General features: G+C 56.4%; 17 protein-coding genes. 8 read left to right on the top strand and 9 right to left on the bottom strand.

What is annotated here, in order from left to right:
- The first annotated feature begins 146 nt into the window (after positions 1–146).
- Together ACN9MQ_RS13330 and dadX are read left to right on the top strand one after the other, a co-directional pair.
- Positions 147–1,445, top strand: a complete 1,299-nt coding sequence (locus ACN9MQ_RS13330) for a D-amino acid dehydrogenase (protein WP_020883441.1) — start codon at positions 147–149, stop codon at positions 1,443–1,445.
- 9 nt (positions 1,446–1,454) lie between these two features.
- A complete protein-coding gene (gene dadX / locus ACN9MQ_RS13325; RefSeq protein WP_040017760.1) occupies positions 1,455–2,525 on the top strand; it encodes a catabolic alanine racemase DadX in 1,071 nt (356 codons plus the stop codon).
- A gap of 60 nt (positions 2,526–2,585) precedes the next feature.
- Here dadX and ACN9MQ_RS13320 read toward each other — a convergent pair whose 3' ends face one another.
- Both ACN9MQ_RS13320 and ldcA read right to left on the bottom strand, forming a co-directional pair.
- The gene (locus ACN9MQ_RS13320; protein ID WP_014170573.1) at positions 2,586–4,319 is read right to left on the bottom strand and encodes a potassium/proton antiporter; all 1,734 of its coding nucleotides are present in this window, start codon (positions 4,317–4,319) and stop codon (positions 2,586–2,588) included.
- Between the two features lie 96 nt (positions 4,320–4,415).
- Positions 4,416–5,330, bottom strand: coding sequence for a muramoyltetrapeptide carboxypeptidase (ldcA, locus tag ACN9MQ_RS13315; RefSeq protein WP_138614230.1), 915 nt, complete (start codon positions 5,328–5,330; stop codon positions 4,416–4,418).
- Between the two features lie 107 nt (positions 5,331–5,437).
- Between ldcA and emtA the strand changes: the two genes are divergently transcribed.
- Positions 5,438–6,049, top strand: coding sequence for a membrane-bound lytic murein transglycosylase EmtA (emtA, locus tag ACN9MQ_RS13310; RefSeq protein WP_014170571.1), 612 nt, complete (start codon positions 5,438–5,440; stop codon positions 6,047–6,049).
- Positions 6,050–6,086: 37 nt separating this feature from the next.
- Here the strand turns inward: emtA and ycgR are convergent, their stop codons facing one another.
- On the bottom strand, positions 6,087–6,818 hold the full coding sequence (gene ycgR, locus ACN9MQ_RS13305; RefSeq protein WP_020883443.1) for a flagellar brake protein YcgR: 732 nt from the start codon (positions 6,816–6,818) through the stop codon (positions 6,087–6,089).
- Between the two features lie 207 nt (positions 6,819–7,025).
- Between ycgR and ACN9MQ_RS13300 the strand changes: the two genes are divergently transcribed.
- The gene (locus ACN9MQ_RS13300) at positions 7,026–7,280 is read left to right on the top strand and encodes a GlsB/YeaQ/YmgE family stress response membrane protein (RefSeq protein WP_010432765.1); all 255 of its coding nucleotides are present in this window, start codon (positions 7,026–7,028) and stop codon (positions 7,278–7,280) included.
- Between the two features lie 111 nt (positions 7,281–7,391).
- On the top strand, positions 7,392–9,494 hold the full coding sequence (locus tag ACN9MQ_RS13295; protein ID WP_426020979.1) for a TonB-dependent siderophore receptor: 2,103 nt from the start codon (positions 7,392–7,394) through the stop codon (positions 9,492–9,494).
- Between the two features lie 72 nt (positions 9,495–9,566).
- Here ACN9MQ_RS13295 and ACN9MQ_RS13290 read toward each other — a convergent pair whose 3' ends face one another.
- Both ACN9MQ_RS13290 and ACN9MQ_RS13285 read right to left on the bottom strand, forming a co-directional pair.
- Positions 9,567–11,252: an alpha,alpha-trehalase gene (locus ACN9MQ_RS13290; protein ID WP_426262638.1), complete on the bottom strand. Its 1,686-nt coding sequence runs from the start codon at positions 11,250–11,252 to the stop codon at positions 9,567–9,569.
- Between the two features lie 362 nt (positions 11,253–11,614).
- Positions 11,615–12,571 carry an AraC family transcriptional regulator gene (locus ACN9MQ_RS13285; protein WP_182269112.1) on the bottom strand — a complete coding sequence of 319 codons (957 nt, stop codon included), beginning with the start codon at positions 12,569–12,571 and terminating at the stop codon, positions 11,615–11,617.
- Between the two features lie 115 nt (positions 12,572–12,686).
- Between ACN9MQ_RS13285 and ACN9MQ_RS13280 the strand changes: the two genes are divergently transcribed.
- Positions 12,687–13,874, top strand: coding sequence for an MFS transporter (locus tag ACN9MQ_RS13280; RefSeq protein WP_032678410.1), 1,188 nt, complete (start codon positions 12,687–12,689; stop codon positions 13,872–13,874).
- Positions 13,875–13,944: 70 nt separating this feature from the next.
- Here ACN9MQ_RS13280 and gap read toward each other — a convergent pair whose 3' ends face one another.
- Positions 13,945–14,955, bottom strand: a complete 1,011-nt coding sequence (gap, locus tag ACN9MQ_RS13275) for a type I glyceraldehyde-3-phosphate dehydrogenase (protein WP_426262637.1) — start codon at positions 14,953–14,955, stop codon at positions 13,945–13,947.
- 78 nt (positions 14,956–15,033) lie between these two features.
- Positions 15,034–16,014, bottom strand: a complete 981-nt coding sequence (locus tag ACN9MQ_RS13270; protein WP_014170563.1) for a GlxA family transcriptional regulator — start codon at positions 16,012–16,014, stop codon at positions 15,034–15,036.
- 165 nt (positions 16,015–16,179) lie between these two features.
- On the opposite strand from ACN9MQ_RS13270, the gene ACN9MQ_RS13265 reads away from it, so the two are divergent.
- Together ACN9MQ_RS13265 and ACN9MQ_RS13260 are read left to right on the top strand one after the other, a co-directional pair.
- Positions 16,180–17,151, top strand: coding sequence for a fatty acid desaturase (locus ACN9MQ_RS13265; RefSeq protein WP_426262636.1), 972 nt, complete (start codon positions 16,180–16,182; stop codon positions 17,149–17,151).
- Positions 17,144–17,896, top strand: coding sequence for a phosphate/phosphite/phosphonate ABC transporter substrate-binding protein (locus tag ACN9MQ_RS13260; protein WP_153852551.1), 753 nt, complete (start codon positions 17,144–17,146; stop codon positions 17,894–17,896). Before ACN9MQ_RS13265 ends, ACN9MQ_RS13260 begins: the two co-directional genes overlap by 8 nt.
- Before the next feature lie 17 nt (positions 17,897–17,913).
- Here the strand turns inward: ACN9MQ_RS13260 and ACN9MQ_RS13255 are convergent, their stop codons facing one another.
- Positions 17,914–18,816 carry a LysR family transcriptional regulator gene (locus tag ACN9MQ_RS13255; RefSeq protein WP_153852550.1) on the bottom strand — a complete coding sequence of 301 codons (903 nt, stop codon included), beginning with the start codon at positions 18,814–18,816 and terminating at the stop codon, positions 17,914–17,916.
- Between the two features lie 23 nt (positions 18,817–18,839).
- Positions 18,840–21,128, bottom strand: coding sequence for an FdhF/YdeP family oxidoreductase (locus ACN9MQ_RS13250; protein ID WP_426262635.1), 2,289 nt, complete (start codon positions 21,126–21,128; stop codon positions 18,840–18,842).
- Positions 21,129–21,840 lie beyond the last annotated feature (712 nt).

Below are 21,840 nucleotides of genomic sequence, written 5' to 3'. Positions count from 1 at the left end.
AGGAGATCCCAAATAAGTCCTTTCCCCGCCAGTAGGGGAAGATGTGAGATAAGTCACCATAAAAAAGTCGTATGTTGAATAATATTTTCAACTAGGTTATCAATCTGTAATTAGAAGATTGTTCTTTTGCACATTATGGAGTGGCTATGCGTGTTGTCATACTGGGAAGTGGTGTGGTTGGCGTAACCAGCGCCTGGTATTTAAGTCAGGCGGGGCATGACGTAACCGTTATCGATCGTGAGCCAGGCCCTGCGCTGGAAACCAGCGCGGCGAATGCCGGGCAAATCTCTCCGGGCTATGCGGCACCGTGGGCGGCTCCCGGCGTGCCACTGAAGGCGATTAAATGGATGTTCCAGCGCCATGCGCCGCTGGCCATTAGCCTCGACGGCACGCAGTTCCAGCTTAAGTGGATGTGGCAGATGCTGCGCAACTGCGACACCCGCCATTACATGGAAAACAAAGGGCGTATGGTGCGTCTGGCGGAATACAGCCGTGACTGCCTGAAAACCTTGCGCGCCACCACCGGCATTGAGTACGAAGGCCGTCAGGGCGGTACGCTGCAGCTGTTCCGCACGGCGCAACAGTACGAAAACGCCACCCGCGATATCGCCGTGCTGGAAGATGCCGGTGTTCCGTATCAACTCCTCGAGGCCAGTCAGCTGGGACAGGTTGAACCGGCGCTGGCGGAGGTGTCCCACAAACTGACGGGCGGCCTGCGTTTACCCAACGATGAAACCGGCGACTGTCAGCTCTTTACCCAGCGTCTGGCGCAGATGTGCGAGCAGGCAGGGGTAACATTCCGCTTTAACACGCCCGTCGATAAATTGCTGTCGGAAGGCGGTAATATTTACGGCGTGAAGTGCGGCGAAGAGGTGATCAAAGCGGATGCCTACGTCATGGCCTTTGGCTCTTACTCCACCGCCATGCTGAAGGGCATTCTGGACATTCCGGTCTATCCGCTGAAGGGGTACTCCCTGACCATCCCGGTGAAAGAGGACAGCGGCGCCCCCGTCTCCACCATTCTGGATGAAACCTATAAAATCGCCATTACCCGCTTCGATAACCGTATCCGCGTAGGCGGCATGGCGGAGATTGTCGGCTTCAACACCGAGCTGCTGCAGCCGCGTCGTGAAACGCTGGAGATGGTCGTGGGCGATCTCTTCCCGCGCGGCGGTTTTGTCGAGCAGGCCACGTTCTGGACCGGTCTGCGTCCAATGACGCCAGACGGCACGCCGATTGTGGGCCGCACCCCGTTCAAAAACCTGTGGACGAATACCGGACACGGCACCCTCGGCTGGACAATGGCCTGTGGCTCAGGTCAGCTGTTGAGCGACTTGATTTCCGGGCGCACCCCGGCAATTCCGTTTGACGATTTAAGTGCCGCGCGCTATCAATCTGGGTTCACCCCCTCGCGTCCACAGCACCTGCACGGCGCGCATAACTAAGGAGTTGTCATGTCCCGTCCTGTTCTGGCTCAGCTGGACTTGCAGGCCCTGAAGGATAACCTGCAGATTGTTCGCCGTGCTGCGCCAGGTTCACGCGTCTGGTCGGTGGTGAAAGCGAACGCCTACGGCCACGGTATTGACCGCATCTGGAGCGCGCTCAGCGCGACCGACGGTTTTGCGTTACTGAATCTGGAAGAGGCCATTCTGCTGCGCGAGCGCGGCTGGAAAGGCCCTATCTTATTGCTGGAAGGGTTCTTCCATGCCGACGATCTGCCGTTGCTGGATAAGTACCGGCTGACCACCAGCATTCACAGCAACTGGCAGGTTAAAGCCCTGCAGGACGCCAGACTGCATGCCCCGCTCGACATTTATCTCAAGGTGAACAGCGGCATGAACCGCCTGGGCTTCCAGCCCGAGCGGGTACATACGGTATGGCAACAGCTGCGCGGCATCAGGAATGTGGGCGAAATGACGCTGATGGCGCACTTTGCCGACGCGGAAAAACCCGATGGCATCGCCGAGGCGATGGTGCGGATTGAGCAGGCGGCTGAAGGTCTGGCGTGTTCGCGCTCGCTCTCTAACTCGGCGGCCACGCTGTGGCACCCGGAGGCGCACTACAGCTGGGTACGCCCGGGGATCATTCTGTACGGCGCGTCACCGTCAGGGCAGTGGCAGGATATTGCTAACAGCGGCCTGAAACCGGTGATGACCCTGCGCAGCGAAATCATCGGCGTACAAACGCTGAAGGCCGGTTCCACGGTGGGCTACGGCAGCCGTTACCGGGCGACAGGCGAACAGCGAATTGGCATTGTGGCGGGAGGCTATGCCGACGGCTACCCGCGCATCGCTCCGACCGGCACGCCGGTGTGGGTGGATGGCGTGCGTACGGGTACCGTGGGGACGGTCTCAATGGATATGCTGGCGGTAGACCTCACGCCGTGCCCGCAGGCGGGGATTGGTTCACCGGTTGAGCTGTGGGGAAATGAAATTAAAATTGACGATGTGGCCGCTGCTGCAGGGACCGTTGGCTATGAGCTGATGTGCGCTCTGGCGCCGCGCGTACCGGTTGTGACGGTGTAACTATGCGATGTGCCGGGGGGCGATAACGCCTTCCCCGGCCAGTAAGACACGAAACCTAAACTACTCTGACTCTTCTTCCATCGGCCTTACGCCGACTTTGCGTACCGCGTTATCTTCTTTCTCGGCCACCGTCCAGATCATCCCGGCAAACTCGACCTGGTCACCGACAACGGGTGCTGCGCCAAGCAGTTGCTGGATAATTTCCCCCAGCGTTTGCTGCTTATCGCGATACTCCAGCCCTTCATCCAGACCGTAAATCAAGGCAACATCTGCAAATTTGGCGCTCGCTTCCAGAATAAAATCGCCGAAGAAACGCTGATCCAGCGCCACCGGTGGCGACTGGCTGAACAATTTACCCAGCGCGGGCAGGTCGCGCTCGCGGCCAATCACGCACAAAATATCCCCTTCACGCAGACGGGTGCTGCCGGTAGGGTGAAGCAGAACATTGTCGCGGAACAACGCGGCAATCCGCGTTTCGGCGGGCATATGCAGATCGCGCAGCGACGCGCCCACGCACCATTTGTCTTCGCTAAGCTGATACACAAACTGTTCCCACGGGTTTTCCGGATGAATATCCAATCCGACGCGGGAGACGGGCCAGCCAACGGGGGGGATCACCACTTTTGCCTTTTTCGCCGCCCAGCCGAGTGACGTGCCCTGGAACAGGAGTGAAATCAAAACAACGAAGAATGCGACGTTGAAGAACAGTCGGGCGTTATCCAGGCCCGCCATCATCGGGAACACGGCAAGGATAATCGGCACCGCGCCGCGCAGACCCACCCAACTGATAAAGATACGCTCGCGCAGGTTAAAGCCGCGAAACGGCAGCAGGCCTGCAAACACCGACAGTGGACGGGCGAAGAAGATCATCCACGCCGACAGCATCAGCGCCGGCACGGCGATAGGCAGCAGGTCTGAAGGGGTAACCAGCAGGCCAAGCACCAGGAACATGCCAATCTGCGCCAGCCAGGCCAGTCCGTCGAAGTTCTGCAAAATGGCGTGACGGTTGCGAATAGGGCGGTTACCCATCAGGAAGCCGCAGAGGTAGACGGCAAGAATGCCGCTGCCATCCAGCGCGGTGGTGACGGCAAAAATCAGAATGCCGCCGCTCAGCGCCAGCAGAGGGTAAAGCCCGGCGGGAAGTGAAATCCGGTTGATCATCTGCTGCAGCAGATAGCCGCCGCCGAGGCCAAGAATAATCCCCAGACCAAACTGCTGCAGGATATGCCAGGCAAACATCCAGCTCAGCCCGCTTTCGTGCTGCTGGATCATCTCAATCAGCGTGATGGTGAGAAACACCGCCATGGGATCGTTACTGCCGGATTCAATCTCAAGCGTGGAGCCAACACGTTCGTTAAGCCCTTTACCGCCAAGCAGGGAAAAGACCGCCGCCGCATCGGTTGAACCGACAATAGCGCCAATCAGCAAGCCTTCCATGATATTGAGATGGAACAGCCAGGCGGCCATCATCCCGGTCAGGCCGGATGTGATTAATACGCCTACGGTCGCGAGCGACAGCGCCGGCCCTAAGGCGACGCGGAACGAGCTCGCCTGAGTGCGCATCCCGCCGTCCAGCAGGATCACTGCCAGCGCGAGGTTACTCACCATGTAGGCGAAAGGGTAGTTATCGAAAGGAATACCGCCGATGCCATCGATGCCAGCCAGCATGCCGATAGCAAGGAAAATAACGAGAATAGGTATGCCGAGACGCGATGAAAATGAACTTAATAATATACTACAGGTTACAAGCACAGAACCCAGAATGAAAAGGCTGATTATCGCTGCGGCATCCAATGTTGTCTTACTCCCACCTCAATGTTAACGCTGTTACTAAAACCCTAACATATTAACCACGGCAACAGCGTTTTATTAAGGGGTTTAACGGCTTTTTTATGCCTTTATGACCGGATGACCGCTTATTGTTAACCGACTGCCTGAATCATCATGTATCAGGGACGCATGTGCCCCCAGCGCAAGGGTTACGGTTTGTTGCTCATGACCAAAATCCAGACCAGTGATAACCGGGATATCGAGACGGGAACGGATGAAATCAACCATCGTTTCAAGGGAGTAACCGGCGTCGTAATCATTGGGTGCCGCACCGCTAAAACTGCCCAGCACGATTGCTGACTGACGTTCAAGGATCCCGGCATGATAAAGCTGCAATAACATGCGCTCGACGCGGAACGGATGTTCGTTAATATCTTCCAGCACCAGAATGCCGTCTTCGATGTCCGGCAGCCACGGCGTACCGATGAGCGAGACCAGCATTGCCAGGTTACCACCCCAGAGTTGGCCTTCACAGGTCCAGTGCGGCCCCTGGCCTTGCCACGTAATGCTGTAGGTTGGGTTTCGCAGGGCGCGCCAGAAATGCTCAAGGGTAAACGCATCGAGTGCCGGCGCACCAAAATTTCCGGCCAGCATCGGGCCGCTGAAGGTAATGACGTTATGCAGCGCCAGCAGCCCAAGCTGGATCACCGTGAAGTCGCTGTGGCCGCATATCAGCAGCGGGTCCTTCTGTTGACGCTGTGCCAGACCTTGCCAGTCAATGCTCTCCAGTAACCGGCTCGCGCCATAGCCCCCCCGCACCGCAAGCACGATCCGATCCTCACCCTTCAGGTTCACCAGGCTGTTGATATCATTCAGTCTCTGGGCCTCGGTTCCGGCAAAACGCTGCTGGCGGCGAGGGATAATCGTCTGATTTTCTACCTGGTGGCCGAAGCCCAGTAAGCGCTGAACGCCCCGTTGTGCCGCGTCCTGATTGATGCAGTAGCCCGACGGTGCGATAAGATGAAACTGAGACATGGCAATTCCTTGCTGAATGAGAAACTAATTGTCTATATCATGCCGCTTATACGCTGCCCGCTTCAAGGGGCGGCGCACTGCGATGACCGGCTATAAGGATAGATGACGTGAAATTGAGATGGTTTGCTTTTTTGATTGTGTTGCTTGCGGGCTGTAGTTCCAGACATGACTATCAAAATCCGCCCTGGAACCCGGAAGTGCCGGTGAAACGGGCCATGCAGTGGATGCCGATCAGCGAGCAAGCCGGGAAGGCATGGGGCGTCAGTCCGCGTCTTATCACCGCGATCATTGCCGTTGAATCCGGCGGTAATCCCACGCTTGTCAGCAAATCAAACGCAGTGGGGCTGATGCAGCTCAAAGCGTCTACCGCAGGTAAAGAGGTCTACCGCTACATGGGCTGGAGCGGTCAGCCGTCGACCAGTGAGCTGAAGAACCCGGAGCGTAATATCTCCATGGGGACAGCCTATCTCAGCATTCTGGAGCATGGCGTACTGAAGGGCATCGACGACCCGGAAGTGATGCAATACGCGCTGGTGGTCTCTTACGTCAACGGGGCCGGGGCGCTGTTGCGAACCTTCTCCTCTGACCGTAAAGAGGCGATAGAAGAGATTAACGGCATGGACAAAGATGAATTCGTTGAACATGTGGCTAAAAATCATCCGGCACCACAGGCTCCGCGTTACATCTGGAAAGTACAGAAAGCGATGGATGCCATGTAATGCCGCAGGCGGGCGGCGGTCACGCTGCCCGTTTTCCTCACAGAACTTTATTCGCACGTTCCCGTGCTTCGCGCTCCAGTGCAAAGATAATGCGCTGCAGTTCGCGCTCTGAACCGGGTCCGACGTTCAGGAAGCGGAAACTCAAACGCGGCGTGGTAATCGTTTCGTTTTTGCTGTCCACCACCTTACGCTCGCTGATGGCAATCAACTGGGCATCAAAATAAAACCGTCCCCAGCCGGCCATATCCAGTTCAATTTGCGAGAATCGCATGCCTTCGACCAGTCCGTCAGGTTTCGGCGTATCCATCAGCGCGCCCATACCGCCCAGCGACAGGTCGAAGAGGCGGAAGCGGAGCTCTTTTTTGTCCGGCATTTTAGCCTTACAAAAATAGGCAGGGTGAAGGGGAGCGCTGATGCGGAAATATTCCCGGCGCTGTACAAACCACAGATTGGCAGGCAGCGGTGTGACAAATGCGGGAAGACCCTGGTATTCGCTCATCTCAAGGCGCGGGAGCACAAATTCCACTTTTGCACCGTGGGTCTCTGCCATCACCGCGAGTTTCTCTGCTTTCAGTGCGGCGCGGTTTTCATACTCCTGACTGCCCAGATCGATAACCAGTCGCTCCTGCGAGACGTCGAGGATCTTGCTGATGAACTGATTGTTTGACCAGCTGATGCGCAGCGGCACTTCACCTTTTTGCAGGTCACGCAATACCCCTAATACAGCCAGCGGATTTTGCTTGAGGAACTGCTCACTGTAATTACTCACGCCGGATGGCTCCTTGATAGATGACAGACTGTCTTTGCGTTATCGGCACTGCACAATGAAACTTAATACAAACCGATGAGTTTTTTTTCAGATTGCAGAGAAGATAAGTCGGTGAGATGAAATTAGTTTTCCAGGGATGACCTATACTTAAGTTACCTGCGCAGAAGGTTTTCTGCGCATGCATTAAACCTGCAAGAGGGCATCGCTATGGGTATTATCGCCTGGATTATCTTTGGTCTAATTGCTGGCGCTATCGCTAAACTTATCATGCCGGGAAATGATGGCGGCGGCTTCATACTGACGTGTGTGCTCGGTGTCGTGGGGGCGGTTGTAGGCGGCTGGCTGGCGACGATGTTTGGCTTTGGTGGCAGCATCAGCGGTTTTGACCTGCACAGTTTCCTGGTGGCTGTCGTGGGTGCCATTGTGGTGCTGGGCATTTTCAGGTTACTGCGACGGGCATAACTTCACTAAAACGGCTCTCAAGGAGGGCCGTTTTTTTACGTGCATATTGATTTGCTAATCGAAATGATAATAATTGTCGTTCCTGATTACATTTAATCACAAGACGACTTTATGAACCCCTCTCGTTTCACGTTATGCGCGTTGGCAGGAGCCGTGACGCTGGCATTGCAGGTACAGGCGTTTGCCGAAGAATCAACCATCGTAGTTACGGGCTCAGAGCAGGGCAGCGTACTGCCCGGCTGGACGAACAGCGCAACCAAATCAGCCGTTGCCGAGAGTAAAACCCCGCAGGTGATCAATACCCTGTCGGCACAGGAAATCGATAAGCGTCACGCGAACTCCGTGAATGAGATCCTGCGCTATGCACCGGGTGTGTCGACCGAGGTGCGCGGAAACACCTCCTACATGAGCGAATATAAAATTCGCGGATTTACCGTCGATCAGGAGTTCTACAACGGGCTGCAGTTACCCTATAACGTCACCGGCAATACCAAAGCCCGTATCGATCCGCTGTTGGTTGAGAGCGTTGATATCCTCAAAGGTCCCTCATCGGTACTGTACGGCGGAGCCTCGCCGGGTGGGCTGGTGAATATTCAGAGTAAAAAACCGCAACAAGCCGCCCGGACCGAACTGGGTTTTAACACCGGCAACCGTAACCTGAAAGAGGGGTATCTGGATTCGACCGGGCAAATTGCCGATAGCGACTGGAACTACCGTCTGCTGGGGAAAGCGACGGAGAGTGACGATCAGCCGCACACCTCCCGGTATGAAAACTACCTGGTTGCGCCGTCTGTCACCTGGCAACCGGACAACAAAACGCGCCTCACCCTTGATGCGCTGGCGCAAAACTCCCCAAGCCTGACACCGTCTAACCCGCTGCCGCTCGCCTGGCTGCGTTCGAAATATGCGGGCAAGCGAGATTATGCCGGCGACGAATGGAGCGGGTTTAAACAGCGCCAGTGGATGCTGGGTTACAGCTTTGAACATGAGTTTGACAGCGGCTGGGGCTTTAACCAGAAGGCACGCTATTTTGACATCGATACCCACCAGCGCAGTATTTATGCAACCGGGCCGGGCAGTGAAGTCAATCAGCTTAACCGCTTTGCCTACACCACGGATGAAGATCTCCGGAGCTTCAACATTGATAATCAGGTGACCAAAACCGTTGCGCTGGGTGAGTGGAAACACCATCTGCTGGCCGGGTTTGATTACCAGAAGCTGAATTCCCACTTCCACTACCGCTATGCCTCGACAACACCGGGGATTGATATGCGCAATCCGGACTATTCACAGGTCCATGAGGATGCGCTGGGGCTGTATACCGCGCAGAAAAACCGTCTGAGCTATCAGCAGAATGGGTATTACCTGCAGGATCAGGTGGAGTTTGGCGGCTTAAATCTGTTGGGCAGCCTGCGCTATGATGATTATCGCTCCGTCACCACCGATTATCTGCATAACGGCGACAAGGCGTGGGTATCGCAGGATCGCGTTACCAAACGACTGGGCGCGCTCTACGCCTTCGACAACGGTCTCTCTCCGTTTATCAGCTATTCAGAAGGGTTTGCCCCGGTCTCGCCGCAGGGAACCCTGACGGCGAAAGAAGTCAAGCCGACCACCAGCAAGCAGGTGGAGGGCGGGGTGAAATATATGCTGGCAGAGTACGCCACCACCTTTACCGCCTCAGTGTTTACTATTCGCCAGAAGAATGTCGTTACCTCCGATCCCGGCTTCCTGAACTATCGTCAGACCGGCGAAGTGGAGTCTAAAGGGGCGGAGTTGTCTGTGATTGGCCGTCCGACAGACAATCTGAACCTGATTGCCAACTACGCATACACTCACGCCATCAATACGCAGGACGATAAGTATCAGGGCAAACGCCCTACGCAGGTGCCGGAAAATGCATTCAACCTGTGGGGGGATTACACCTTTGAGAATACGCCACTGAAAGGATTGATGCTGGGGGCCGGGGCGCGCTACACCGGGCCGATGGAGATTTCACCGGCGAACGACGCGGGTAAACTCGGTGGCACCACGCAGTACGATCTGGCGGCATCCTATCGGATGGGCGAAATTCTGCCTTCGCTTGAAGGGCTGACCCTGAAAGCGAGCGCGCAGAACATCACCAATAAAGAGACGTTGACCTGTTACGATGCGACCAACTGCTGGATTGGACGTGACCGAACCTATCAGTTAGGCGCGAGCTACAGCTTCTGACGCCCTGTTAAACCCCGTAAGACGGCCCATTCACCCTCTCCTGGTGGGAGAGGGTGAGGGAATGCGGCCGCTTTATTGCGCCGTACTTTTCGCCGGCGCGACAGCATCGTTTGCCGCCGGCTGATTCTCCGGCACGCTGTCGCACGGTTTCTCTTTCGGACACACCAGATCCAGCATTTTCAGCGTCACGCCGTTGCTCCAGCCGAAGCCATCCTGCAGCGGATATTCGCCGCCGCCGCCCCCTGTACCGGTACTCGAAACGTCATACTTCTCTACCAGCTTCTGTTCGCGGTCATAGGTATGCTGAACATTTTTCAGGAAGCGCCAGGTCACATCCATTGCCACCTTATCCTGCCCGTAATTCTGCAACCCCTCCGTCGCCACCCATTGCAGCGGTGCCCAGCCGTTAGGTGCATCCCACTGCTGGCCGCTGTTGATGGTGGTGGTGGAAATGCCGCCCGGTTTGAGCAGGTGTGACGATGCCGCTGCAGCGACCTTATCAGCGCGATCCTGCGAAGCCGCCTTCACATAGAGCGGATAAAGTGCGGCTGCCGTAAGCTGATTACGCACCTTTTTGCTCTTAAGATCGTAATCCGCGTACCAGCCCTCTTTATCATTCCACAGATGGCTCTCAATCGCTTTCTGACGCGCGGTCGCCAGCGCGTCATACTTGCTGGCAGCGGAGGTATCGCCGGATGCCTGGCTTGCCCTGGCCAGCAGTTTTTCCATCTTAAACATCAGGGCGTTAAGATCGACAGGCACAATGCTGGTGGTGCGGATCGTGCCCAGTTTTTGCGGATCGTCCATCCAGCGGGAGCTAAAGTCCCACCCCGAGGCGGCCGCTGAGCGTAAATCGCGGTAGATCTCCGTGGCCGGTCGGTTAGGATTGCTTTTAGCGGTGGTAATATCATCGAGCCAGGATTCAGGACGCGGCGTATCGCGGTCATCCCAGTAGCGGTTGAGCACTGAGCCATCGTCCAGCTTCACCACACGTTTGTTGGCTTGTCCGGCCTGCAGCGTGTCGGCCCCCTCCATCCAGTAGGCGTACTCTTTCTCCATTTGCGGACGGTATTTCTTCAGCGCATCGCTGTCATGGGTCGCCAGCAACTCGACCATCAGCGCGAAGAACGGAGGCTGGGAGCGGCTCAGGTAGTAGCTGCGGTTGCCGTTCGGGATATGTCCCCAGCTGTCCAGCTCGTAAGCGAAGTTGTCGACCATATCGCTGATTTTGTCCCAGTGGCCACTCTCAGCCAGCCCTAACATGGTGAAATAACTGTCCCAGTAGTAGACCTCGCGAAAACGTCCGCCAGGCACGACATAGGGTTTAGGCAGCGGCAGAAGGGAATCCCACTTATTACTCGCTTTATCGGTGGTGCGGGTCAGTACGGGCCAGAGGTCATCAATGTGTGCACGTAAAGTTTGCCCGGCAGGCGGGACGTATTTTTCCCCTTCCGCTGGCAGCGTAAAGTTCATTTCCACAAAGTGCTTCAGATCGAAGCCAGACTGGGTGCGCTGCATCCGATAATCCGCCAGAATCATCAGCGGATCGCTTTTCGGCACGGCGTCAGCAAAGGTCTTTTGATCGGGAAACAGTTTGGCACTTTGCACATCATTAAAGAGAGGACCAAGTAAAATATCGGGGGAGCTTGTCTGGGTGGTGAGGTGTTCTTCCGCATAACCCCATGTTGTCACACCGAGTAACGCGCCGCCCAAAGCCAGGTGCAAAAGAGCAGGGCGTAGTGTACGAGGTCTTATCATCGGTTCATCTCCTGTATTCGCTGAGCAGCGTTGCCGCTGTTATCAATCACCTGAAAACCTTAGACGAATATTGGCCGCTTCGCGTGTCGAATATCCCATTTTGCGCATAACCAGACAATTTACCGTCTGGTTATGCGCCGGAAGGGATTGGGAGAATTTGCTATCTCAATGAAAGGTAATTCTTTTTTATGATAAATAATTATATTGCTTTTAATTTAATCAACGGGCGCAAATCATGGCGCGATAATAATATACGCGGAATGCTCTTTTATTCTGTAATAGCGCCAGGTGCTCCCTTAGCACGCCCCATAATTAAATCGCGAAAGGCGACTGGCAAAAAATACGCAGCGCTAACGCCTGGCTCAGACCTCTTCCGGGGTCTGGTTGGTCTCGCGCAACGTGCCCGGCGCATGCCCAATAATGCGCTTAAATGCCCGACTGAACGCGGCCAGTGAACCGTACCCCAGACGCAACGCGACGGTTTCAATGGGCTGATTTTCGTGGCGGATGTACTGAATGGCCAGCCGCATCCTCAGTTCGCTGAGATATTTTGCCGGTGTGGTTCCCGTGGCCGCCAGAAAACGTTCAGCAAACACGGAGCGGGAAGTGCCCGCTTCTTTCGCCAGATCCGCCACGCTCCAGTTCAGGCCTGGCTGCTGATGCATGGCGTAAATGGCCCGGCTCAAACGCGGGTCGCGCAATACCTGCACCCAGCCGGTAGCTTTGCCGCAGCCTCCTTCAACCCAGCCACGCACGATCAACGCGGCCACCACGTCGGCAAGTCGCGCGAGGATCCCGGCGAAACCGGCCTGGCGGGTCATTGATTCCCGCTCCATCGCTGCCAGCAGCGGATGAATTTCCGGCCATGTGGACATCAGCCGGCTCACCATCATCACTTCCGGCATCGCCTTGATCAGCGGCTGCATCCCACCCAGTTCAAAATCCATGCATCCACTGAAAATGATGGTGTTCTCGCTTTCCGGACACGGCTCACAGGTGATCGCGCAGACCGAACCGCAGATAGGCTCGCTGGGGAATGCACTGACCGGGGTAATGCTGGCGTGCTCGTCAGAGAGCAGGGCATGGGCGTTGCCGTTTGGGATAAAAAGGGCGTCGCCGCCATTCAGCGTGAAGGTGGCGCCACTCTCCATACGCAACAGGGCGCTACCGTGGCTGACAAAATGGAACTGGGCTTTGCCGGGCGCCTGGTGAAACGCCACGCCAAACGGCGCGCTGGCCTCAATCCGACGGTATTTCACGCCCGACAGGCGCATGCCCCGCAAAAGTTCGCTAATCAAATCGGGTGACTGAGCGGTCATGACGCAACTCCGGACGAATAATCAATAAGTGGAGATTATATGTCATAGATCGTCCAGGGTGAACCCACTATGCTTTTGCGACAGTTGTCACATTTTTATAACGGGAGAACAACAGATGAATTCATGTGTCGTGGCGAGAGAGGCGGTCACGCCTGCAAAACCCGCCTGGCGAGCCGTCTACTCACTGGGGCTCGGCGTATTCGGCCTGATCACAGCAGAATTCCTGCCCGCCAGTTTGCTGACGCCGATGGCCGCGAGTCTGGGGGTGTCCGAGGGGATGGCCGGACAAGCGGTGACGGCCACTGCGCTGGTGGCGCTGGTCACCGGGTTGCTCATCACGCCGGCCACCAAAAATATCGACCGTCGCTGGGTATTGATGTTCTTCTCGGTGCTGCAGATCATCTCCAGCCTGCTGGTGGCCTTTGCGCCCACGCTGCACGTCCTGCTGATGGGCCGGCTGTTGTTGGGTGTGGCGATCGGGGGATTCTGGGCGATGTCGACCGCCACGGCGATGCGCCTGGTGCCTGCCGATAAAGTGCCGAAAGCGCTGGCGGTGATCTTCTCCAGCGTCTCGATTGCGACGGTGGTGGCGGCGCCGCTGGGAAGCTATCTGGGTAGCCTGATTGGCTGGCGTAACGTCTTTATTCTCTGCATTCTGCCGAGCATGCTGGCGCTGCTGTGGCAGCTCTGGGTACTGCCGTCCATGAAGCCGGAAAGCAGCGGTAGCCTGAGTACGCTGTTCCGCGTGCTGCGTCGTCCGGGGATGATTGGCGGCATGCTGGCGACCATTCTTATCTTCAGCGGCCACTTTGCCTTCTTTACCTACCTGCGTCCGTTCCTTGAAACGGTGGGGCAGGCGAGCGTGGAGAGCATCTCGCTGATCCTGCTGGGCTTTGGGATTGCCAACTTCATCGGCACCTCCGTCGCCGGGCATCTGCTGGCGCGTAATCTGCGCCTGACGCTGGCACTGGTACCGTTCGCGATGGGCGTGCTTGCTCTCACCATGGTGGCGTTTGGTCATCTGGCGATGCTGGACGGGTTACTGGTCGCGCTGTGGGGCTTTGCGTTTGGTCTGGTACCGGTGGGCTGGTCAACGTGGCTTGCCACCACCGTGCCGGATGAAGCCGAAAGTGCGGGTGGTTTGCTGGTGGCCTCTATCCAGCTGGCGATAAGCGCCGGTGCGGCAGTGGGCGGGGCGGTATTCGACCTCAACGGTGCCAGCGGCGTCTTCGCGGGCAGCGGTTTCCTGCTGGTGACGGCCATGGTAATTGTGTTTATGGGCGTGAAAGTCAAAGCAGAGTGACGAGCGCGTGCCCGGTCAGCGAAAGGCTACCGGGCAGCGACACCCACTCAGAGTGGGAACGGGGGGAAGGTTACAACCCTTTCTTATCCATCAGCACCGCCAGATCCACCAGACGGTTTGAGAATCCCCACTCGTTGTCATACCACGCCAGGATCTTCACCATTTTGCCGCCAATCACGAGGGTGGAGAGCCCGTCGATAATTGACGAGCGCGGGTCGCCCTGATAATCACTGGAAACCAGCGGTTCATCGCTGTAACCCAGAATGCCTTTCAGGGGGCCACTGGCAGCGGCTTTCCGGAAGGCGTCATTCACCTCCTCGGCGGTAACGTCACGGTTCAGGGTTACCGTCAAATCCACAATCGACACCACCGGAACCGGCACGCGCAGGGAATACCCGGTCAGTTTACCGTCAAGTGAGGGGATCACTTTCCCCAGCGCTTTCGCCGCACCGCTGGAGTAAGGCACAATCGACAGCGCTGCCGCACGTGCACCGCGCAGATCCTTCTCTGGCTGATCGTGCAGTGCCTGACTGTTGGTATAAGCGTGCGTGGTGTTCATCAGGCCATGCTCAATACCGAACTGCTGATGCAAAACCTGAGCGGCGGGGGCCAGACCATTGGTCGTACAACTGCCGTTACTCACTACGTAATGCTGAGCCGGATCGTACTGTTCATGGTTGACGCCCATGACCACCGTCAGGTCATCGTTTTTGCCGGGGGCAGAGATGATGACGCGCTTAGCCCCACCGTGCGTGATATGCACGGCTGCTTTTTCCCGCTCCGTAAAGAAGCCTGTGGCTTCTATAACCACGTCAACGCCGGCATCACGCCACGCGATATTCGCCGGATCGCGTTCGCTAAAGACGACGATCCGCTGGCCATCGACCTGCAGCGCACCGTCCGCGGCTTCAACGGGAGCCGGCAGCGTGCCGAGAAGGGAATCATGTTTGAGCAGATGGGCGAGGGTTTTGCTGTCCGTCAGATCGTTAATTGCCACAATCTGCACATCCGGGTTACCCAGCGCCGCGCGCAGGAAATTACGTCCGATACGGCCGAAACCGTTAATGCCGACCTTAACCATAGTGCACTCCTTATCTCTGTTGTCTGGCGTCACTGTAGGCGTCAGGCTGGATGGCGTAAACGACAAAAAAGGATCACATTATGCCATTTTGCGACAGTGGAAGCGCTGACGATACTCGCCAGGCGTGAGGTGGAGTTGTTTCTCAAAGACGCGACGCAAATTGATGCTGCTGCCAAACCCGCTCTGCTCAGCAATGCGTTCGAGAGGGTCGCTGGTCTGTTCAAGCAGTTGCCGGGCGGCGGCAAGGCGTGCTTCGGTGACATAACGCGCCGGAGAGGCGCCTGTTTCACGGGTGAACACACGGGTGAAATTGCGTGGGCTCATCGCCGCTTTTTGCGCCAGATTTTCCACGCACAGGTCAGCGGTCAGGTTCTCCAGGATCCAGGTTTGCAGGTCGCTTATCGGGCCGGAGGTGCCTGGCTGCTGAAGATTATAGCGACTGAACTGCAGCTGCCCGCCGGGGCGGCGCAGATACATCACCATATCCTGCGCCACCTCGCGAGCGAGAGTAAAACCGTAATCGTCTTCCACCAGCGCCAGGGTCAAATCAAACCCGGAGCTAACCCCACCGGAGGTCCAGATGGGACCGTCCTGAATATACAGCGGGCCACCTTCCACATGGATGGCCGGGTACTGGGTTTGCAGGGTCTCCAGCAGCCGCCAGTGGGTGGTTGCCCGGCGTCCATCAAGCAGGCCGGTCTGGGCCAGCAGCATCGCGCCGCCGCAAATGGAGGCTATCCGCCGCGCGTGTGGCGCAGCCAGGTGCAGCCAGTCCACCACCGCCGTGCTCTCCTGCTCGTTCATTCCGCGGCCGGTGATAATAATCGTATCAAGCGGTTCACGCGGATCCAGCTCCGGCAGGCGATAATCCGCCAGCAGATTGAGGCCGGACTGGCCGTGGATCACCTGGTGAGGCTGGGTGGTGGCGATGATAATGCGGTAACAGGGATGGGCTAGGCCTTCCGGATGCAGCCGGTTCGCCTGCATCAGAATGTCTGCGATACCGGCGGCTTCAAACAGCATGCCGCCGTCAGGGACGATAATCAGGATCTTCTTCATGTCCTGAAAAGTACCTTTATTGCAAAATAAGTCAAGCTACGAACGAGAGGGATATCTCGCGCTGCCCGCGTTTCTGGCAAAGCAAAGCGATATAAGTTCTTTGTTATTTCAGGCGTTTTCCCCGATCGTCAGGGCATTCTCTCTGGCGAAACGGCGTCTGAAGGCATGGGTAAACGAAGCTCCCTCTATTTACATCCGCAACAACGCGATCAAATTCATCACCGCGCCTCGGGGTTTTTGTGGCGAAGCGAACTGCCCACGTGGATCGTTATCATCACCCTTTACAGTGGCTGGTTTGCAACGCTGGCGTACTGGAAAACGCTGGGATTGCTGCCCGCCACGCTGCTGCTCATCGGATTTACCACCTGGTATATGTCACTCCAGCATGAACTGATCCACGGCCATCCCACGCGGTTTGCCTGGCTTAACGCGCTGTTTGGCACGCTTCCGCTGGCGGTGTGGTATCCGTATGGTCTGTACCGGGACTCTCATCTTGCCCATCATCGCCACGATAGCCTGACGATCCCGGTGGATGACCCGGAGTCGTACTATTTTACCGAGGAGAGCTGGGCACGCTTTTCGCCCTGGCACAAGCGCGTGATCCATGCACGAAATACCTTCTGCGGCCGGCTGTTGCTGGCACCGCTGCTGGATATCCTGCAGACGCTGGCCAGCGCCGTGACGGCGTTTCGCCATTTTCACCTGCGCGCAATGGCAATGTGGCTCGTCCACGCGTCGCTGCTGGCAGCGCTGTTTGCCTGGATGATGCACAACGGTTTCTCACCCGTCTGGTTTGTGCTGGCGGTAAGTTATCCGGCGCTGGCGTTGACCAAAGTGCGCTCCTTTTATGAACATCGCGCGGCGGATGATCCGCTGGCGCGTTCTGTCATCAACGAAGCAGGGCTGTTCTGGCGGGTGCTGTTTTTAAATCTTAACTACCATTCAGTCCATCACGATTTACCGGGTGTTCCGTGGTATGGGCTAAAAAGCGTCTATCTGCAAAACCGGGCGGCGTACCAGAAGCGTAACCATGGTTTTGTGGTCAGGGGTTATAGTGAATGGATGCGACAGTTTTGGGGGCGGGCGGTCAACGTCACCGCTCACCCAGGGCGTCAACACGAGGGAAGTCATGAGTAACCCGCTGGCGTTTCCGATGTATGCCATCAATCGCGCCGACACGGATGCCCTCTGGCGAGCGGTACAGCACCTGCTTGCCGAACGCGGCGTGCCGGTGAGCGAAGGCGTACCCGATGATTCTCTGCTGGCCCACTGGCAGCAGCCCGGGCTTGTCCTCAGCCAGACCTGCGGCTACCCGCTGATGACGCAATTGCCGGACGTACAGGTCGTGGGCTGTTTTCACTACCAGGCGCCGGGCTGCGAAGCGTTTTATTACCGTAGCCTTCTGGTGACGCGCGCCCAGAAGCGCTCCCGGACACTGGCTGATTTTCGCGGCCGATGGGCGGTATGCAATTCTGCGGATTCGCAGTCCGGTTATCACGCGCTGCGAAAAAAAGTGGCGCCACTTGCACCCGATGGCCATTATTTTGCCCGGACGACCTTTAGCGGCAGCCATCGTCAGTCGCTGATTGATCTAAAAGAGGGTAAGGGCGATATCGCCGCTATCGACTGCGTGACGTACGCGTTACTGCAGCGTCATGAACCGGCGTTGCTCGACGGGCTGGCGGCGATCGACAGTACTCCCCTGACACCCGGGTTACCGCTGATTACCGCGCACAACACATCCCCTGAAACGCTTAGCGCTATCCGTGATGCGCTGAACACGCTGGTGAATGCCCCGCAATACCGGGACGTTTGCAAGGCGGTGCTGATCGGCGGGTTCAGTGTGGTGACGCGTCAGTCTTATTCGGTGTTGCTCGACTGACGCGTTATCACATGACCTCACTCACTACCGTTGTTCTCTGCAAGATAAAGCGCCTGCGCGTCGGTGAAACAGCGCAGTGCCAGTGAGGAGACGGGGGCCTGTCGACGCATGATCAGGCCGATCGGGGCTTCGATGTTCGAGTCGGTTATGGGGGTTATCCGGAAGTGGTTGTTCAGGTTCTCCAGCCCGTTGTTCAGCGGCATCACGGCACAGCAGACGCCGCTTTGTACCGCCTGAATGATCTGGAAAGTGGAATCGCTTTCGAAGACAGACTCGGGATTAATGCCGGCAGATTTAAAGCTCACCTCCATATGCTCACGATAATGCATCCCCTTGGTCAGAAACCCCAGCGGAAATGCCATCAGTTCCTGCCAGGTCAGCGTCTCCTGATCCAGCTGGAAATGGCGGATATCGTGCAGCAAACCCATTTCGGTTTTTGGCAGCTGGATAATGTCAAACGGACGGGTGTCGATGCTGTTCAGGTAGCAAATCCCCAGTTCAAGCTGATTCCGGCTGACGCCGTCGGCAATTTGTTGCGAGGACATTGAGTAGAGGCTGTAGGTCAGCTCCGGGTATTTTTGCGTCAGCTGGCGGATGAAGATCATCGGATCCACGCTGGCCAGTGGCACCATTCCCAGACGCAATTCACCCACCACTTGCCCTTTGCACAGCGAGGCTTCGGCCTGCAGGCCGTCGTGAGCGGCCAGTACCGCGCGCGCCCATGCCAGAATGCGTTCGCCTTCGGGCGTAAAGCCTTCAAAACGTTGCCCGCGAGTAATCAGCACCAGCCCCAGCTCCTCTTCCAGGCTGCGAATACGCATGGAGAGGGTCGGCTGGGTGATGTTGCACTGCGAGGCTGCTTTACCAAAATGCCGGGTCTGATCGAGTGCGATTAAGTACTTTAACTGTTTTATATCCATCGTATTTCTCTGCGCGGAAAGCCTTACAGCACGCGGATCTCTTTCGAACGTAGGATGAGGCGGACCGGAACCGATTTATAAGACGGCGTACCGCTGTCCTTATCCAGATAATCAAGCGGAACCAGTACGTTGGCCTCCGGGTAGTAGGCTCCGACGGAACCCGGCGCAATGCTGTAGGCCACAACGGTAATGTCTTCCAGACGCTGAACGCTCCCCGGCAGGGCGGTTTCGATATCCACGCGATCGCCATGCTCCAGGCCTGACTGCGCCATATCGTCTTCATTCATAAACAGCACATCGCGACGGCCAAAGACGCCGCGGTAGCGGTCATCAAGGGCGTAAATGGTGGTGTTGTACTGGTCGTGGCTGCGCAGCGTGATCAGGCGCAGCACATTATCGCCTTCACCACTGGCGTTCTCATTGACGCCGTCGAAAACCGAAAACATCGCTTTGCCCGTCGCCGTTGGCCAGATGCGTTCTGTGGGCGGCAGCGGCATGCGAAAACCACCGGGAATGCGGATCCGTTCATTGTAATTCTCGAAGCCCGGAATGGTCTGCTCAATCAGGTTGCGGATACGGTCATAATCCTCAACCAGCGTCATCCAGTCCACGCGGGTCTCCCGCAGGGTGGCTTGCGCCATTCCGGCGACAATGGCCGGCTCAGCGCGCAGGCGCGGAGAGGCGGGTTTCAGCTTGCCGGAAGAGGCATGCACCATCGACATCGAGTCTTCCACGGTAATGGACTGGCGTCCGGTGGCCTGGACATCCAGCTCGGTACGACCGAGGCACGGTAAAATGAAGGTCTCTTTCCCCACCAGCAAATGGGTGCGGTTGAGCTTGGTACCGATGTGCACGCTCAGATCCAGCGTATTCATTGCCGGAAAACCGTTCTCGTGATCGGGCATCGCTACCGCAAAATTTCCCCCCAGACAGATCAGCGCTTTTGCACGTCCGTCGATCATGGCCTGCGTTGCCTGCACCGCATCATGGCCGTGGTGGGCAGGAGGCTCAAAACCGAATACCTCCTTCAGGCGGTTGAGAAATGCCGGTGTCGGTTTCTCGCTTATACCCACGGTGCGGTTACCCTGAACGTTCGAGTGGCCGCGCAGTGGGCATATCCCCGCGCCGGGTTTGCCAATGTTACCGCGCAGCAGCAACAGATCAGCGATCAGGCGGACATTCGCGGTGCCTTTATTATGCTGGGTGATGCCCATCCCGTAGGTGATGATGGTGGCATTCGATTTTGCGTAGGCCTCGGCCACGGATTTGAGCGCTGCCCGGCTCAACCCGGACTCACGCTCAATGGCCTCCCAGTCGGTTTGCGCAATGTCCGCAGCAAACGCCTCAACGCCCTGGGTGTGTTCAGCAATAAAGGCGCGATCGAGCACGTTTCCGCGTTCGTTCTCCATCTCCAGCAGGTGTTTTGCGATCCCTTTTAACGCAGCGGCATCGCCCCCGGCTTTCACCTGGAAATAGGTGGAGGCGATATCGGTAGAGCTGTAGGTTGCCATCTCAATAACGCTTTGCGGATCCGCGAAACGTTCCAGCGCGCGCTCGCGCAGGGGATTAAAGACGATAATCGGTACGTTGCGGCGAGCCAGCTCATGCAGCGTGCCCATCATCCGCGGATGGTTGGTACCAGGGTTATGACCCATGGAGATAACCAGCTCCGTTTTATCGAAGTCATCAAGTGAGACGGTCCCTTTCCCGATACCAATGGAACGGGGTAAACCGACGCTGGTGGCTTCATGGCACATATTCGAGCAGTCGGGGAAGTTATTGGTACCGTATTCGCGGGCGAACAGCTGGAACAGATACGCTGCTTCGTTCGAGGCTCTGCCGGAGGTATAAAATTCGACCTGGTCAGGCTTAAGCCCGCGCAGCACCTCACCGATACGCTGGAAAGCGTCGTCCCATTCCACTGGCTGGAAGGTATCACTTGCCCGGTCATAGCGCAGGGGATGGGTCAGACGACCATAACCTTCAAGCTCAAAGTCAGATTTAGCCAGCAGCGAGGACACGCTGTTTTTGGCGAGAAAATCCGTGGTGACGCGTTTATTGGTGGCTTCCCAGGTGACGGCTTTCGCCCCGTTCTCACAGAACTGGAACGTGGATTTGTGTTCTTTATCGGGCCACGCACAGCCAGGGCAGTCAAAACCGTCAGGCTGGTTTGTGCGCAGCAGGGTTGCGGGGGCATCCAGCGTATCCATTTGGGTACGTACCGCAATGGCCGTCGCCTTTAACGCCCCCCAGCCACCGGCTGGGCCGTCATAGTGCCTGATACCGGGAACTGAGCGTCTTTTCTTATTCATACCAACTCCTGACTTGTGCGGTCATGACATCACCTGCGCCTATAAACCACCGGGTTTGCCAATAAGCGAAAACAATGATGGCGTCTGTTACCAGAGGCCAGAGCAAAGTTAAATGCATTGAATTTAATGGCGATATTTTACAGTGGCTTACATGCTAATCGGTGTAAACTTTTAAAGAAATTATAACGAAATTTTATCATTTTTATAATAAATCTTATCTATCACCTGTTCACTCTGCGCTATGGCGAAAGCGAAGCGATGATGAAGTCAGCGTTAAATTTCAGATGAAGGTGGCTGAAGGGCAGGGCGACGAAGACCCCTGCAGGCAGGAGGAATCGGTGCAAATTAATCGTCGCTTTAACCAGGAATATGTAGCTGTGCTTAATTGTTAATAGCGGAAAATTACCAGATTAAATCCGAAAGGGAGATTAAAAGACAAACTTATTTTGAGGTGTAAAATTAACTTTTCTCAGTTTCCCTGAAACAATTTCATATATTGAGACAGGTCTGGCTGAAATTGAAAGTTATCTCGATAATGCAACAAATAATTCATATTGGATATATTTTCTTCGCCCCGCATAAAGCCAGATTCTACTAATTATGGTAGTAGCAGTAATAGGGTTATTGCGTTAATGAAAGTGATTCTCTTTTGTGGAATTTCATTTTAAATCAGATGGATATGTGATTTTGGCTTGAGGGGAATAGACGATTT

The organism is Enterobacter sp. R-25 (assembly GCF_049913205.1).
Lineage (GTDB): Bacteria > Pseudomonadota > Gammaproteobacteria > Enterobacterales > Enterobacteriaceae > Enterobacter > Enterobacter ludwigii.
The sequence above is the reverse complement of the archived record's forward strand: the minus strand, read 5'-3'. Positions and strand labels throughout refer to the sequence as shown.